General features: G+C 72.2%; 11 protein-coding genes and 1 pseudogene. 6 read left to right on the top strand and 6 right to left on the bottom strand.

From position 1 onward, the window contains the following. Window positions 1–161 precede the first annotated feature (161 nt). Complete coding sequence (locus G5C65_RS16670) at window positions 162–1,691, top strand: MFS transporter (protein ID WP_165299637.1); 1,530 nt, start codon at window positions 162–164, stop codon at window positions 1,689–1,691. Window positions 1,692–1,796: 105 nt separating this feature from the next. After that, entirely contained in the window at window positions 1,797–3,104 is a 1,308-nt protein-coding gene (locus G5C65_RS16665; RefSeq protein ID WP_165299636.1) for an SGNH/GDSL hydrolase family protein, read from the top strand. 181 nt (window positions 3,105–3,285) lie between these two features. On the opposite strand, the gene G5C65_RS16660 is transcribed toward G5C65_RS16665, so the two are convergent. Beyond that, window positions 3,286–4,311: a 6-phosphofructokinase gene (locus G5C65_RS16660; RefSeq protein ID WP_165299635.1), complete on the bottom strand. Its 1,026-nt coding sequence runs from the start codon at window positions 4,309–4,311 to the stop codon at window positions 3,286–3,288. 244 nt (window positions 4,312–4,555) lie between these two features. Between G5C65_RS16660 and pta the strand changes: the two genes are divergently transcribed. The 3 genes from pta to pyk are packed head-to-tail and all read left to right on the top strand — an operon-like array spanning window position 4,556 to window position 9,438. Then, window positions 4,556–6,682: a phosphate acetyltransferase gene (gene pta, locus G5C65_RS16655; protein WP_165299634.1), complete on the top strand. Its 2,127-nt coding sequence runs from the start codon at window positions 4,556–4,558 to the stop codon at window positions 6,680–6,682. Between the two features lie 42 nt (window positions 6,683–6,724). Next, entirely contained in the window at window positions 6,725–7,954 is a 1,230-nt protein-coding gene (locus tag G5C65_RS16650) for an acetate/propionate family kinase (RefSeq protein WP_165299633.1), read from the top strand. 56 nt (window positions 7,955–8,010) lie between these two features. After that, window positions 8,011–9,438 (top strand): pyruvate kinase, encoded by a 1,428-nt coding sequence (pyk, locus tag G5C65_RS16645; protein ID WP_165299632.1) that lies wholly within the window; start codon window positions 8,011–8,013, stop codon window positions 9,436–9,438. A 9-nt stretch (window positions 9,439–9,447) separates the two neighbouring features. Here pyk and G5C65_RS16640 read toward each other — a convergent pair whose 3' ends face one another. The 4 genes from G5C65_RS16640 to G5C65_RS16625 all read right to left on the bottom strand — a co-directional run bounded on the left by G5C65_RS16640 (window position 9,448) and on the right by G5C65_RS16625 (window position 13,696). After that, the gene (locus G5C65_RS16640) at window positions 9,448–10,926 is read right to left on the bottom strand and encodes a hypothetical protein (RefSeq protein WP_165299631.1); all 1,479 of its coding nucleotides are present in this window, start codon (window positions 10,924–10,926) and stop codon (window positions 9,448–9,450) included. Further along, window positions 10,916–11,380 carry a DUF6114 domain-containing protein gene (locus tag G5C65_RS16635; protein WP_165299630.1) on the bottom strand — a complete coding sequence of 155 codons (465 nt, stop codon included), beginning with the start codon at window positions 11,378–11,380 and terminating at the stop codon, window positions 10,916–10,918. The genes G5C65_RS16640 and G5C65_RS16635 overlap by 11 nt, the downstream gene beginning before the upstream one ends. Before the next feature lie 120 nt (window positions 11,381–11,500). Continuing rightward, the gene (locus tag G5C65_RS16630) at window positions 11,501–12,118 is read right to left on the bottom strand and encodes a DUF6230 family protein (RefSeq protein WP_165299629.1); all 618 of its coding nucleotides are present in this window, start codon (window positions 12,116–12,118) and stop codon (window positions 11,501–11,503) included. Window positions 12,119–12,733: 615 nt separating this feature from the next. Next, window positions 12,734–13,696, bottom strand: a complete 963-nt coding sequence (locus G5C65_RS16625) for a tetratricopeptide repeat protein (RefSeq protein WP_165299628.1) — start codon at window positions 13,694–13,696, stop codon at window positions 12,734–12,736. A gap of 218 nt (window positions 13,697–13,914) precedes the next feature. On the opposite strand from G5C65_RS16625, the gene G5C65_RS16620 reads away from it, so the two are divergent. Then, window positions 13,915–14,562, top strand: coding sequence for a TetR/AcrR family transcriptional regulator (locus G5C65_RS16620; protein ID WP_206441885.1), 648 nt, complete (start codon window positions 13,915–13,917; stop codon window positions 14,560–14,562). Here G5C65_RS16620 and G5C65_RS16615 read toward each other — a convergent pair. Continuing rightward, window positions 14,559–14,690, bottom strand: a pseudogene (locus G5C65_RS16615) (IS481 family transposase); the annotation flags it as partial. The gene G5C65_RS16620 and the pseudogene G5C65_RS16615 overlap by 4 nt on opposite strands.

Below are 14,690 nucleotides of genomic sequence, written 5' to 3'. Positions count from 1 at the left end.
GGGGCGCTCATGGCCCCGACTGTAACGGCGGTCCTTGAGGGCATCAAACATTAACTTGACCACCTCAACCATTCGCGCTACCTTCGACGACTATTGCTTGAGGAAGTCAAGCTTTCATGTTCTGAAACAGCACATGTGAATCAGCTCGAAGGACCCCTCCCATGAGTTCCACCAGCCCCGCGTCCGCAGGGCGCCGCGGCGAGCCGACGATCATCTTCGCGCTCAGCCTCGCCGCCATGGTCGTGGCGATGATGCAGACCCTGGTCGTGCCGATCCTCGGCCTCATCCAGACCAGCCTGGACACCTCGGCCGCCAACGCGAGCTGGGTGACCACGGCCACCCTGCTGTCGGCCGCGGTCTTCACCCCGCTGCTGGGCCGGTTCGGCGACCAGCACGGCAAGAAGCCGACCCTGGTCGCGGTCCTGGTGGTGATGGTGGCCGGTTCCCTCCTCGCCGCCACGACCCACTCGCTGACCTGGCTGATCGTCGGCCGGGTACTCCAGGGAGCGGCCACCGCGATCTTCCCGCTCGCGCTGTCCGTCCTGCGCGAGGAGATCGGCCCGCGGCGGCTGCCCGGGGCGATGGCGCTGGTCAGCGGCACACTCGCGTTCGGCAGCGGTCTCGCGCTGGTGCTCGTCGGACTGCTGACCGCCGGGGACGACCCCGACTACCGCAGCGCGTTCTGGATGGCGACCGCGCTCGCCGCCCTCGCCCTCCTCGCCGTCGTCTTCCTGGTGCCGGCCACCCGGCACAAGACCGGCGGCCGGACCGACGTGCCCGGCGCCCTGGCGCTGGCCGCCACGCTCGTGCTGGTGCTGCTGCCGACCACGCAGGGGCACGAGTGGGGCTGGTCCTCCGCCCGCACGGTCGGCAGCTACGCCGGGGCCGCGGTGGCCGCGGCGCTCTGGGTCCTCATCGAGCGGAAGGTCCGCGAACCGCTGGTGGACATGCGGATGTTCACGCACCGCCCGGTACTCTTCGCCAACCTGGCCGGCCTGATCACCGGCTTCGGCGCGTTCACGCTCTTCGTCGGCGTCTCCACGCTGGTGCAGATGCCCTCCCGCGTCGCGGGCTACGGCTTCGACGCCTCCATCCTGCGCGCCTCCGTCCAGTATCTGCTGCCCAGCGCCCTCGTCTCGCTGCTGGCCGCCCCGGTCGGCGGGCAGCTCGTGCGGCGGCACGGGCCCCGCCCGGTGCTGGCCGCCGCCTCGCTGCTCGGCTCCGCCGGGTTCGCCTGGATCGCCGCCGAGCACGCGCACAGCGTCTCGGTCATCGGCGGGGGGATGCTGGTGGGCGCCGCCATCAGCCTCGGCTACGCGGCCATGCCCGCGATCATCATGGCCAGCGTCCCGCACCACCAGAGCGGCATCGCCAACGGCCTCAACTCCATCTCCCGCTCCGCCGGCAGCGCCATCGGCACCGCGGTGATCACCACCGTGCTCACCTCCAAGACCGTCCCCCATCTGCCGCCCGGGGCTCCGGCCCTGCCCGCGCAGTCCCAGTTCACCCTGAGCTTCACCATCGCCGGCTGCGCCCTCGCCCTGGTCCTGCTGCTGGCCTGGCTGGGCCTGCGCACTCCGGCGGCCCCCAGGCCGTCCCGGGACGTGTCCGGCGCCCCCTCCGTCCCCCGCGCCGGAGCTGCGCCCGCCGAGCCCGCCGAGCCCGAACCCGCCGACCCCGTGCGCCCGTAGCGGCGCACGGGGGGCCGGGGGTCTCCGGTGTCACGGACGTTTCCGCATGCCTCAGCTTGGCATGTATAGAACACCCCCGTCGTTCCGGAGAAGGGACCGCACTCCATGGGCAGCAATCGCTTTCTGACGCGCCGTCGCACCGTGCTCGCGGGCGGGCTGACGCTCCTGGCCGCCGGTCCCGCGGCCGCGGCGGAGCGCGCGGCGCCCGGCCACGGCCACCGGCCCGGCTGGACCGGCACCTGGGCCGCGGCGCCGACCGGCGTGCCCGCGAGCGCGGACACCGTCTTCGAGGACCAGACCCTGCGCCAAGTGGTGCACACCAGCATCGCGGGCGACCGGCTGCGCGTACGGCTGACGAACGAGTTCGGCGAGCAGCCGCTGGTCGTCGGCGAGGCGCAGCTCGCACGCGGCGCGAGCGGCGGCTCCGGCACCGCGATCGAGCCGGGCAGCGAGCGGGTGCTGCGGTTCGGCGGCCGCGGGCACCTCGTCCTTCCCCCGGGTGCCGCGCGGTGGAGCGACCCCGTCCCGCTGCGCTCCCCCGCGGGGTCGGACCTCGTCGTCAGCGTCTATCTGCCGCGCCGCACACGCGCGGCCACCGTCCACTCCTCCGCGTTCCAGCACGGCTATGTGGCCGCGGGCAACGTCGTGGGGAAGACGGACATCGAACCGGTGTCCACCAACACCAGCTGGCACTTCCTGTCCGGGGTGGCCGCGCGTACGGCGCCGGGGCACCGCCCGCGCGCCGTCGTCACCCTCGGCGACTCCATAACGGACGGCTCCGTCACCGAGGTCGGCGCCAACCACCGCTGGCCGGACCACCTCGCCCGGCGGCTGCGGGAGGCGCCGGGCCCGGACCCGGTCGGCGTGCTGAACGCGGGCATCGGCGGCAACCGCCTGCTGCGCGACCCGAATCCGCCCGCCGGGTCCCCCGCCGAGGACTACGCCGCGTACTTCGGCGAGAGCGGCCTGAGGCGCTTCGACCGCGACGTGGCCCGCCAACCGGGCGTGCGCTACGTCACCGTGCTGCTCGGCGTCAACGACCTCGGCCACCCGGGGCGCGACGCGCCCGTCGACGAGGAGGTCACGGCGGCCGAACTGATCGCCGGGCACCGGCGCCTGATCGCCCGCTCCCATGCCCGGGGGCTGCGTGTCCTCGGCGGCACGGTGCTGCCGTTCAAGGGTGACAGCCTCGGCTTCTACACGCCGGAGCGGGAGGCCGCCCGCACGGCCCTCAACCGGTGGATCCGCACCGGCGGGGGGTACGACGGCGTCATCGACTTCGACGCCGCGGTACGGGACCCGGCCGACCCCGAGCGGCTGCGTGCGGGCTTCGACAGCGGGGACGGGCTGCACCCGAACGACGCGGGCATGTCCGCCATGGCGGAGGCGGTTCCGCTGCGCTTCTTCCGCTAGGTGTGTTGACCGGGCAGGGGGTGCCCCTGACGGTGCGTCGCGGGCCGCAGCCGCCGCTGTGGCTGGGCGCGCAGTTCCCCGCGCCCCTGACGGGGCACAGGTGCGCGCGCAACCGACGCGCACCCGCAGCCCGCGACGCACGGAAAGGGGCAGCCCCTGCCCGGCCCTCACGAACCCCGGCTCAGAACACCGCTTCCGTCTCGTCCATCCGGTCCTGCGGAACCGTCTTGAGGACCGTCACCGCGTCGGCCAGCGGAACCATCGTGATGTCGGTGCCCCGAAGGGCCGTCATCTGGCCGAAGTCGCCGCGGTGCGCGGCCTCCACCGCGTGCCAGCCGAAGCGGGTGGCCAGCACCCGGTCGTACGCGGTCGGGGTGCCGCCGCGCTGGACGTGGCCGAGAATGACCGGCTTGGCCTCCTTGCCGAGGCGGTGCTCCAGCTCGATGGCGAGGCGGTTGCCGATTCCGGCGAACCGCTCGTGGCCGTACTGGTCGATCGCGCCCTTCTGGTACGGCATCGAGCCCTCGGCCGGGTGTGCGCCCTCCGCGACGCAGACGATCGCGAACCTCTTGTTCCGCGCGAACCGCTCCTCGACCATCTTCACCAGGTCGTCGACCTCGAAGTTGCGCTCCGGTACGCAGATGGCGTGGGCGCCGGCCGCCATGCCGGCCTCCAGCGCGATCCAGCCCGCGTGCCGCCCCATGACCTCGACGACCATGACGCGCTGGTGCGACTCGGCGGTGGTCTTGAGGCGGTCCATGGCCTCGGTGGCCACCCCGACCGCGGTGTCGAAGCCGAAGGTGCGGTCGGTGGCGGAGATGTCGTTGTCGATGGTCTTGGGGACGCCGACCACCGGCAGGCCCGCGTCCGCCAGCATCCGGGCGGCGGTGAGGGTGCCCTCGCCGCCGATGGGGATGAGCACGTCCAGGCCGAGGCTGCCGAACAGCTCCTCGGAGTTCTCGCAGGCGTCCGCCAGCCGGGCGCGCTCCAGCCGGGCCGAGCCGAGGATGGTGCCCCCGCGTGCGAGGATGCCGCTGACGGAGTTGATGTCGAGCGGGCGGTAGCGGCCGTCGAGCAGGCCCTTGAAGCCGTCTTCGAAGCCGATGACCTCGTCGCCTCGGTCGGCCACGGCGCGGTGGACGATGGACCGGATGACGGCGTTGAGACCGGGGCAGTCTCCGCCTGCGGTGAGGACTCCGATGCGCATGGGGTTCGCTTCTCCTGCTCGGTTGCTCGGGCTGCGGCTGCGGGCTGGTCCAGTGGCGTGCAGTGATGAGCCGATGGGATTGTTTCACGGGTTGAAGGCGACAGGACAGCCAGTCCGGGGGACGGACGGCGCGCGACTTACCGACAATCACAGGTATTGTCAAGAGTATCGCCGCATCCATGCGGGCGCTTTCCGCTGTCCATATGGCGGCGCCCAGGCAGTCTCGACGTAAGGGAGCGAGTGCGTGACCCGCAGCGTGTATGTGACCGGCATCGGCCGGGGTGACGGCCGTCAGGTCGTCGAGCTGGGAGTCATGGAGCTCCTGACCCGCCAGGTGGACCGCGTCGGGGTATTCCGTCCGCTGGTGCACGACGACGGCCCCGACCGGCTCTACGACCTGCTGCGCAGCCGCTACCGCCTGACCCAGCCCGCCGCCTCCGCGTTCGGCATGACCTACGCCGAGGCCGCCACCCTCCAGGCCGAGCAGGGCATGGACGAGCTGATGTCCCGGCTGGTGGACCGCTTCCACGGGGTCGCCAAGGACTACGAGGCGATGCTGGTCCTCGGCACGGACTTCGCGGACACCGGCCTCCCCGCGGAGCTGGCCCTCAACGCCCGGCTGGCCAACGAGCTGGGCGCCGCCGTACTCCCCGTCGTCTCCACGACCCGGGACCAGGGGCCCGAGGCCGTCGCCGCGGAGGTGCGCAACGCACACCACGCCTACGCCTCGCTCGGCGCCGACCTGCTCGCGATGGTCGCCAACCGGGTCGGCAGCCAGGAGGCCAGGGACGCGCTGGGGAGCCTCGCGGAGCGGCTGCCGGAACCGGTGTACGTGCTGCCGGAGGAGCCCGCGCTCGCGGCGCCCACCGTGCAGCAGGTGAAGGAGGCGATGGGTGCCGAGGTGCTGCTCGGCGACCACTCGGGCCTCTCGCGTGACGTCCGTCACCTGGTCTTCGGCGGGGCGCATCTGCCCAGCTTCCTGCCCGCGCTGACCGAGGGGTGCCTGGTGATCACGCCGGGGGACCGCGCCGATCTGATCATCGGCGCGCTCGCCGCCCACTCCGCCGGCGCCCCCGCGATCGCGGGCCTGCTGCTCACCCTCGACGAGCGGCCGGGCGAGCAGACGCTCGCGCTGGCCGCCCGCCTCGCGCCCGGCACCCCGGTCCTCACGGTGCCGGGCGGTTCCATGCCGACGGCGGGCGAGCTGATCCCGCTGGAGGGCAAGCTGACGGCGGCCACCCCGCGCAAGGCGGAGATCGCGCTCGGGCTGTTCGAGACGCATGTGGACACGGGCCAGCTCTCGGAGCGGCTCGCGGTCGTGCGCAGCGAACGGGTCACGCCGATGATGTTCGAGCATGAGCTGGTGGAGCGGTCCCGCGCGGCCCGGCGGCACATCGTGCTGCCGGAGGGCACCGAGGAGCGGGTGCTGCGCGCCGCCGAGGTGCTGCTGCGCCGCAGCATATGCGATCTGACCCTGCTGGGGGAGCCCACGGCCGTCCGCAAGCGCGCCGCCGAGCTGGGCCTGGCGCTCGATCTGCTCGGGGACGGCGAGGCCCCGGACGCCACGGGCCGCGCCACGGCCCGCCTGGTCGACCCGCTGGCCTCGCCGCTGCGGGAACGGTTCGCCGAGACCTACGCCCGGCTGCGCGCGCACAAGGGCGTCAGCTACGAGCTGGCCTACGACATCGTCTCCGACGTCTCGTACTTCGGCACCATGATGGTGCGCGAGGGCCTGGCGGACGGGATGGTCTCCGGTGCGGTGCACTCGACGGCCGCGACGATCCGCCCGTCCTTCGAGATCATCAAGACCCGGGACGACGCCAAGATCGTCTCCTCGGCGTTCTTCATGTGCCTCGCGGACAAGGTCCTGGTCTACGCGGACTGCGCGGTGGTGCCCGAGCCGGATGCCGAGCAGCTCGCCGACATCGCGATCCAGTCGGCCACCACCGCGGCGCGGTTCGGCGTCGAGCCGAGGATCGCCATGCTCTCCTACTCCACGGGCACCTCGGGCTCCGGCGCCGAGGTGGAGAAGGTGCGCCGGGCCACCGAGCTGGTCCGGTCCCGGCGCCCCGACCTGCTGACGGAGGGGCCGATCCAGTACGACGCCGCGGTCGAGCCGTCGGTCGCGGCCACCAAGCTCCCGGGGTCCAAGGTCGCGGGCCAGGCGACCGTGCTGATCTTCCCGGACCTGAACACCGGCAACAACACCTACAAGGCCGTACAGCGCTCGGCCGGAGCCGTGGCCGTGGGGCCCGTGCTCCAGGGCCTGCGCAAACCGGTCAACGACCTGTCGCGCGGCGCCCTGGTGCAGGACATCGTGAACACCGTGGCGATCACCGCCGTCCAGGCGCAGGGCGAGAGCCCGGTCTGACCCGCCCGTCCCCGCGTATCCCCGAGAGAAAGCCCGCGCACCGTGACCGCATCCAGGATCCTCGTCCTCAACTCCGGCTCCTCGTCGCTGAAGTACCAGCTGCTCGCCCTGGGCGGCGACGGCGGCGGCAACGGCAACGCAGCGCGCCTGGCCACCGGGCTGGTGGAGCGGATCGGCGAGGAGACCTCGCGGCTGGTCCACGAGCCGCTGACCACCGGCGGCGGCCGGCGCGAGCGGGACGGCCGGGTCGCCGACCACGACGCCGCGCTGGAGGCCGTGGCCGACGAGCTCGCCGCGGACGGGCTGGGCCTGGACGCGCCCGAGCTGGCCGCGATCGGGCACCGGGTGGTGCACGGCGGGCTGCGGTTCACCGAGCCGACGCTGATCGACGACGCGGTGCTCACGGAGATCGAGCGCCTCGTCCCGGTCGCGCCGCTGCACAACCCGGCGAACATCACCGGGATCCGCACGGCCCAGCGGCTGCGCCCGGACCTGCCGCAGGTCGCGGTCTTCGACACGGCGTTCCACGCCACCATGCCGGAGAGCGCGGCCCGCTACGCCATCGACGTGCGCACCGCCGACGAGCACCGGGTGCGCCGCTACGGCTTCCACGGCACCTCGCACGCCTATGTCTCCCGCAAAGCGGCCGAGCTGCTGGGCCGGGACCCCTCCGAGACCAATCTGATCGTGCTGCACCTGGGCAACGGCGCCTCGGCGTCCGCCGTACGGGGCGGCCGGTGCGTGGACACCTCGATGGGCCTGACCCCGCTGGAGGGGCTGGTGATGGGTACCCGCTCCGGGGACGTCGACCCGGCGGTGGTCTTCCATCTGCACCGGGTGGCGGGGATGGACGCGGACGCGGTCGACGAGCTGCTGAACAAGCGCAGCGGGCTGGTCGGGCTGTGCGGGGACAACGACATGCGGGAGATCGACCGCCGGATCGGCGAGGGCGACGAGGCGGCCCGGCTCGCCTTCGACATCTACATCCACCGGCTGCGGAAGTACCTCGGCGCGTACTACGCCGTGCTCGGCCGGGTGGACGCCGTGGTCTTCACCGCGGGGGTCGGCGAGAACGCCGCGCCCGTGCGGGAGGCCGCGGTGGCGGGCCTGGAGGGGCTCGGCCTGGCCGTCGACAAGGATCTGAACGCCGTACGCGGCCACGAGCCCCGGCTGATCTCGCCCGAGGGAGCCCGGGTCGCGGTGGCCGTCGTCCCGACCGACGAGGAGCTGGAGATCGCGGAACAGACCTACACACTGGTCAGCGCCCGCTGACCGCGTCGGCCCACTCGATTCGTTCAACCTCTAAACAAAACGATAGGATCGTCTCCATGCGCCGTTCCAAAATCGTCTGCACCCTGGGCCCCGCCGTCGACTCCTACGACCAGCTCAAAACGCTGATCGAGGCCGGGATGAACGTGGCCCGCTTCAATATGAGCCACGGCTCCCACGCGGAGCACGAGGAGCGGTACCACCGCCTCCGCAAGGCCACCGAGGAGACCGGGCGCGCCGTCGGCGTGCTCGCCGACCTCCAGGGCCCCAAGATCCGGCTGGAGACCTTCGCCGAGGGCCCGGTCGAGCTGGTGCGCGGCGAGCAGTTCACCATCACCACCGAGGACGTGCCCGGCGACAGGACCATCTGCGGCACCACGTACAAGGGCCTGCCCGGCGACGTCGCCAAGGGCGACCCGGTGCTGATCAACGACGGCAATGTGCAGCTCCAGGTGGTGGAGGTGGACGGTCCCCGCGTCCACACCATCGTGATCGAGGGCGGCGTCATCTCCGACCACAAGGGCATCAACCTGCCCGGCGCGGCGGTCAACGTGCCCGCGCTCTCCGAGAAGGACGTCGAGGACCTGCGCTTCGCGCTGCGCATGGGCTGCGACATGGTCGCCCTCTCCTTCGTCCGGGACGCCGCGGACGTCCGCGACGTGCACCAGGTCATGGACGAGGTCGGCCGCCGGGTGCCGGTGATCGCCAAGGTGGAGAAGCCGCAGGCGGTCGCCCATATGGAGGGCGTCGTCGCGGCGTTCGACGGCGTGATGGTGGCCCGCGGCGACCTGGCGGTGGAGTATCCGCTGGAGAAGGTCCCGATGGTGCAGAAGAAGCTGATCGACCTGTGCCGGAGGAACGCCAAGCCGGTGATCGTCGCCACCCAGATGATGGAGTCGATGATCACCAACTCCCGCCCCACGCGCGCCGAGGCGAGCGACGTCGCCAACGCGATCCTGGACGGCACGGACGCGGTGATGCTCTCGGCGGAGTCCTCGGTGGGCCAGTACCCCATCGAGACCGTCAAGACCATGTCGAAGATCGTCGAGGCCGCCGAGGTCGAGCTGCTGGGCCGCGGGCTGCAGCCGCTGGCCCCCGGGAAGAAGCCCCGCACCCAGGGCGGCTCCGTCGCCCGCGCGGCGTGCGAGATGGCGGACTTCCTGGACGGCAAGGCGCTGGTGGCCTTCACCAAGTCCGGTGACACGGCCCGCCGGCTGTCCCGCTACCGGGTCTGCCAGCCGGTCCTGGCCTTCACCACGGACCCCTCGACCCGGAACCAGCTCACCCTCACCTGGGGCGTGGAGACCCATGTCGTGCCGCACGTCGACCACACCGACGAGATGGTGGACCTGGTGGACGCGGAGCTGCTGAAGCTCCAGCGCTACGAGGCCGGTGACACGATGCTGATCACGGCGGGCTCCCCGCCCGGTGTCCCGGGCACGACGAACATGGTCCGCGTCCACCGCCTGGGCAACGAACGCGACTGAGCGCCGTGGTCACGTCAGGTACGTGTGGAGCCCCGGCACCGTGAGGTTGCCGCCGAACTGCGCGGACTGCCGCACCGTCACATCCGTGAAATAGACGTACGGCAGATCGAGCGGCGGCGGTGACGTCGGGCTGAACGTGATCGGAATCAGCCCGAACAGATTCCCCTTCAGCTCCTCCGTGTACATCGTCACCTGACCGCCGCGGATGGTGGACATCGACCCCTCGGCCGCCTGGACATGGGTGGTCCTGCCCCCCGGGCCCTCCACGGTCTGGTGCAGATCACCGATGTCGAGGGCGTCGGCCGTGTACTTGAGGGCCTGCTTCGTCCGGCCGTTCGGCATGGTGATGGTGACGACGCCCTTGTAGCTCAGGCCCTTCAGGGCGAGCGAGGACGCGTTCAGCTTCCAGGGCTGGTTGGGGACCGGGGCCGGGGTCTGCTCGCCCTTGCCGCCGTACGAGCCCTCGACCGGGCAGGGGAAGGGCTTCCCGGCGTCCTTGTCCGGGTCGTAGTCCCGCGCCTCGCCGTGCTTGCCGGGCTCGACAGCGCCGGGCGTGTCCGCGTCGCTGCCCTTCGGGCCGGCCTTGCCGCGGCCGCCGGACGCGTCCTTGGCTTTGGGCTTGGGCTTGGCGTCGGGCTTGGCCTTGTCCGCTTCCCGGGCGCGGCTCCCGGACGCGGGCCCGCCGGAGTCGCCGGTCCCGCCCTGTTCACCCTTCGCGCCCTCGTCCTTCGCCGTCTCCCGCTTCTTGGCGCCGGGCGCGGGCGTCCGGGACTCCGGGGACTCCGACGCGGACGGCGACGGCGTGGGGGTGGGCGTGGGGTCGGCGCTCCGCTCCGGCTCCGGATCCGCCTTGTCCGGCGTCAGGACGTCTTCCAGCTTCTTGCCCAGCCCCAGCGGGTCGTACCAGGGGTTCTCGGCGGACTCGGACGGCGAGGGGGACGGATCGGGGTCGGGCTCGGCGGCCTTCTTCCGGGCGCCGGAACCGGACGCCGAGGGCGCCGAGGACTCCGGATCCGGGGTGGCGGCGTCCTGCGAGGGCGCGTCGTCCGGCTTCCCCTCCCGCTCCCCGTCCTTGCCGTCCTCCCCGGACTTGCCGTCCTCCCCGTCCTTGCCGGACTTCCCGTCCTTGCCGGACTTCCCGTCCTTGCCGTCCTTGCCGTCCTGCTCGGCCTTCTGCTTCTTCGCCCGCTCCTGCGCCAGCTCTCGCTTGAGCTTCTCGGCCCGCTCCTGGCGGTCCTGCTTCTCCGCCTCGGTCTCGTCCTTGTCGGGCGCGGAGACGCAGGCGTCGCCCGTGAAGGGGTTCTTGGGCAGCGGCCTGGCCTGGGCGAGCTGCGGGGTGATGCCCATGCTCACCAGCAGCGCTGTGGGAACGGCCGCCACCGCGGCGGCCTTGCCCGCCGGAATGTGCAGCCGGGTCAGCAGCGGCTTGCGGGGGGCCGCGTGCCGCGGTCCCCGTCTGCCGCCGCCGCGCGACGCGTCAGCCTGCACGGTGCTCCCTCCCGTTCGCTTCGTTCGGCGCGCTCGCCCCTTTCGGCGCGGGGACCGGCTCGCCCGGCATCCAGGCCACCCCCAGGGCGCCGCCGAACAGGCCGAGCAGAAAGCCGATGAGAAAGGCCCCCACATTCGAGACGACCAGCGAGACGAGCGCCAGCAGGATCGCCGCGATGCCCGCGAACACCCGGGACTGCGGCTGGAACCACATGGTGAGCCCGAGCACGACCAGCAGCACGCCGATGATCAGCGAACCGGCGCCCGCCGTCGTCGACATCCGGATGGTCAGCGAGCCCAGCGTGAGGTTCTGGTAGGGGATGTACATGATCGGCACCCCGGCGAGCAGCGTGAGCAGCCCGCCCCAGAACGGGCGCCTGCCGCGCCAGTCCCGGAAGGACATACGCGTGCGGCCGATGGCGGCCAGCGGACTCTGTCGCGTGACGGCGCTCATGGTGGTGGGGCTCCTCGGGCTGGCGCGGCACTGGGGTGAGGTCGGCGGGCCGTACGGACCCGCGGAACGGGGGTGTCCGCGGGGCCGTACGGCCGGGTGCTCCGGCTCAGGGCCGGAGCGTCAGTAGCACTCCTTCTTGCCCTTGGCGACGGCCATGTGCAAGCCACTCAGCTTGAACGTGCCCGCAGTGGTGGCCCAGGCGCGCTGCTTGACGTCGGTGAACTTCACACTGTCGGCCTGCTGCGCGAAGGAGTCCTTGCGGTAGTTGTCGCCGCCGTGCGGGCCGGGGCCCTTGGTGGTCTTGTCCACGGAGACACCGATGTCGATGTTGTTGAACGTCGCGTTGGTGCGCATGACGTCGGCGTCGATGTAGAGCTTCTTGGCCTCGACGCGGGGGCCTCCCCCGCCGCCCGCGGTCAGCTTCATCGAGAGGTCGCCGAAGAGGGGGACGGGCACGACGACGGACTGGCAGAGGTTGCGGATCTTGGCCGAGTTCAGCCCGACCACGGCGACCGGCTTCTTGCCCGACTTGTTGCTGTCGACCGCGCCGTACTGGACGAAGCCCTGCCCGTCGAGCTGGTCGGCGGTGACCTTGAACTGCTGGCCGGAGACGCTGAACGACGCCGCCAGCGCGCCCTGCGAGAGGGCGATGCCGATTGCTGCGGTGGCCGCCACGCTCGGCACCATCACCACCGCGAACCGCTTCCATCTGGTCCCGCCACGCGCCAGGGACTCCATGACTTTCCTCCTTCTCGGACGTACATCTCCGGGGGGCCTCCCGGGCCGGGGCGGGGGAGGGAGAAGTGCTACGTCCTCGGGAAGGGGAGCGCCGTCAACGGAAACGGGGCCGGGTCACGTGCCACGTCCGAGCTGTCGGCGACCACCCCCGAGCGACAACCACGGGCCGCGCGCCCGCGCGGCCTTGCTTTGTGCGGAAGCGGATCCCGCAGCACGGCGGGGACCTCACTGTCCGGCTCGGTGGGGAACCGCGGCCACCGGGCGCCGATTGGTTGTCGGCTGCGGGCAACGGACCGAGCGTGGCCGATCGTCGTGCATCTGAGGCCCGCACACAAGGGGGTTCATTACCTACGAGTAACGCGCGCGTGTCGCCGCGCACGCCGAGCTATGCGCACCGGACACCCACGGTGGCCGGGCGGCGCGGAAACCCTGCGGGTCATATCGGGCATAACGCCACAGAGTGCCGCACTGCGGTTACTACGAGTAACAGCGGCTGCATCAGCCAAGTTTTGGCAAAGCAGCCGCTGTTGTCGCTAAATCAATGAGCGGTGAAACCATGCTCACCCGAGTGAGCGACCGCCGATTGCGGGCGCACCGCTCCCGGGTGCGCCCGGCTCAGAACAGCGCGCGGGTGAGCGCGGCGCGCGCCGAGACGACCCTCGGGTCCTCCCCGCCGATCACCTCGAACAACTCCAGCAGCCGCAGCCGGGCCGCGTCCCGCTCCTCGCCCGCCGTCCGGCCCACGGTGTCCACCAGCCGGCCGAAGGCGTCCTCCACATGACCGCCCGCCATGTCCAGGTCGGCCGCCTTGAGCTGGGCCTGCACATCGCCCGGCCGGTCGGCCGCGTCCTTGCGGACCTGGCGTGCGTCCAGCCCCTGGACCCGGCCGAGGAGCTCGGCCATGGCCAGGCCGACCTTCGCCTCGACGTTGCCCGGCTCGTCGGCCAGCTTGTTCTTGTACGCCTGCACGGCGCCGCTGAGGTCGCCGGAGTCCAGCGCCTGCTGCGCGGCGGCCAGCACCGGGTCCTCGGGGGCCTGCGGCTCGGGCGCGGCCTCCTCCTCGTCGTCCTCCGGCGCGGCCCCCTGCAGGCCGGTGATCCCGAAACGCTCCTCGGAGACCTGCACCAGCTGATCCAGCGTCGCGCGGATCTGCTGCTCCGGCGCCGCCCCCTGGAACAGCGGCAGGGCCTGCCCCGCGACGACGGCGAAGACCGCGGGAATCCCCTGGACGCCGAACTGCTGCATCAGCATCTGGTTCTTGTCGACGTCGATCTTCGCCAGCAGGATCCGGCCCGCGTACTCCCTGGTGAGCCGCTCCAGCACCGGTGAGAGCTGCTTGCACGGCTCGCACCACTCGGCCCAGAAGTCGATGACGACCGGCACCTGCGCGGAGCGCTGGAGCACCTCCGCCTCGAAACCCGCCTCGTCGACGTCGATCACCAGGGGGCCGGACGGCGCCGCGCCCCCCTCGGCGGTGGCCTGGGCGCGGGCCTCCTCCGCCTTCTGCTTGGCCTCTCCGGCCGCCTTCACCGCGGCGAGGTCGACCACTCCGCTCATGGACATATTGCGTGGCTGCATGAGACCAGTCTCCCCCTTTCCCACGGCTCGGTGTGCAGCGGTTCGCCATGGACACCGGGTCCCCACCCGGCGCGTGGTTGTCGCGTGCGGTCGCGGCGGACCGCGCCCCCGGCATTCCGCTACGCGTCGTAGCGTAACTCCCGGCCCCGATGTCCGCGCAAGGAGCTCCGCCGCCGCACGGCGTGATCCGGCTCACTGTGCGGGACGTACTGGGCGGTATGGTCGGCGCTGTGTGTGCTTCGGCCGTACCCGTCCCGCACCGCCGCGGGCGTCCGCGCAGCGCGGCGGCGGACCGCGCGATCCTCGACGCGACCCGCTCCGCGCTCGTCGAGGTGGGCTGGAGCAGGCTGACCATGAGCCAGGTCGCCAGCCGCGCCGGGGTCGCCAAGACCACCCTCTACCGCCGCTGGGCGGGCAAGAGCGAGCTGGTGGTGGACGCGGTCGCGGTGCTCTTCGACGAGCTGGAGCTGCCCGACCGGGGCAGTCTGCGCGCCGATGTGGAGGGCGTCATCGTCTCCTTCGCCGCGCTGCTGGAGCGCCCGGAGGCCAAGACCTCACTGATGGCGGTCATCGCCGAGTCGACGTACGACGAGGCGCTGCGCGCCCGGGTGCGGGAGGCGATCGTCGAGCGCCAGAAGCGGCTCGTGCTGGACGGGCGGCGGCGGGCCCAGCGGCGCGGGGAGCTCCCCGCCGACGCGCCGGACTCGGCCGAGCCGGAGGCGATCGTCGACCTGATCTTCGACGTGATCGCGGGCGCGGTGGTGCACCGCTCGCTGGTGAGCGGGGGCCCGGTGGACGCCGGCTGGGTGCGCGGCTTCACAACCCTGCTGCTGGAGGGCCTCGGACGCGCAAGCGCCCAGCCCTAGGTGTATTGCCCTGTGAGGTTGGGGACGCGGCTGGCGGGTGGTTTGCCTGCGAGCGCGGTGTGTCCGCGGTGGTGATTGTAGGAGTGCAGCCAGCGGGGGAACGCGTCGCGTCGTTCCTGCTCTGAGCG

The organism is Streptomyces boncukensis, from assembly GCF_011045075.1.
Taxonomy (GTDB): domain Bacteria; phylum Actinomycetota; class Actinomycetes; order Streptomycetales; family Streptomycetaceae; genus Streptomyces; species Streptomyces boncukensis.
This window is presented reverse-complemented; position numbering and strand designations above follow the sequence as displayed.

Bases quoted from the DNA above. Each gene is read 5' to 3' on its own strand.
- G5C65_RS16660 (WP_165299635.1), bottom strand. From the start codon at position 4,311: ATGCGCATCGGAGTCCTCACCGCAGGCGGAGACTGCCCCGGTCTCAAC.
- pyk (WP_165299632.1), top strand. From the start codon at position 8,011: ATGCGCCGTTCCAAAATCGTCTGCACCCTGGGCCCCGCCGTCGACTCC.
- G5C65_RS16665 (WP_165299636.1), top strand. From the start codon at position 1,797: ATGGGCAGCAATCGCTTTCTGACGCGCCGTCGCACCGTGCTCGCGGGC.
- G5C65_RS16620 (WP_206441885.1), top strand. From the start codon at position 13,915: ATGGTCGGCGCTGTGTGTGCTTCGGCCGTACCCGTCCCGCACCGCCGC.
- G5C65_RS16625 (WP_165299628.1), bottom strand. From the start codon at position 13,696: ATGCAGCCACGCAATATGTCCATGAGCGGAGTGGTCGACCTCGCCGCG.
- G5C65_RS16635 (WP_165299630.1), bottom strand. From the start codon at position 11,380: ATGAGCGCCGTCACGCGACAGAGTCCGCTGGCCGCCATCGGCCGCACG.
- G5C65_RS16630 (WP_165299629.1), bottom strand. From the start codon at position 12,118: ATGGAGTCCCTGGCGCGTGGCGGGACCAGATGGAAGCGGTTCGCGGTG.
- G5C65_RS16670 (WP_165299637.1), top strand. From the start codon at position 162: ATGAGTTCCACCAGCCCCGCGTCCGCAGGGCGCCGCGGCGAGCCGACG.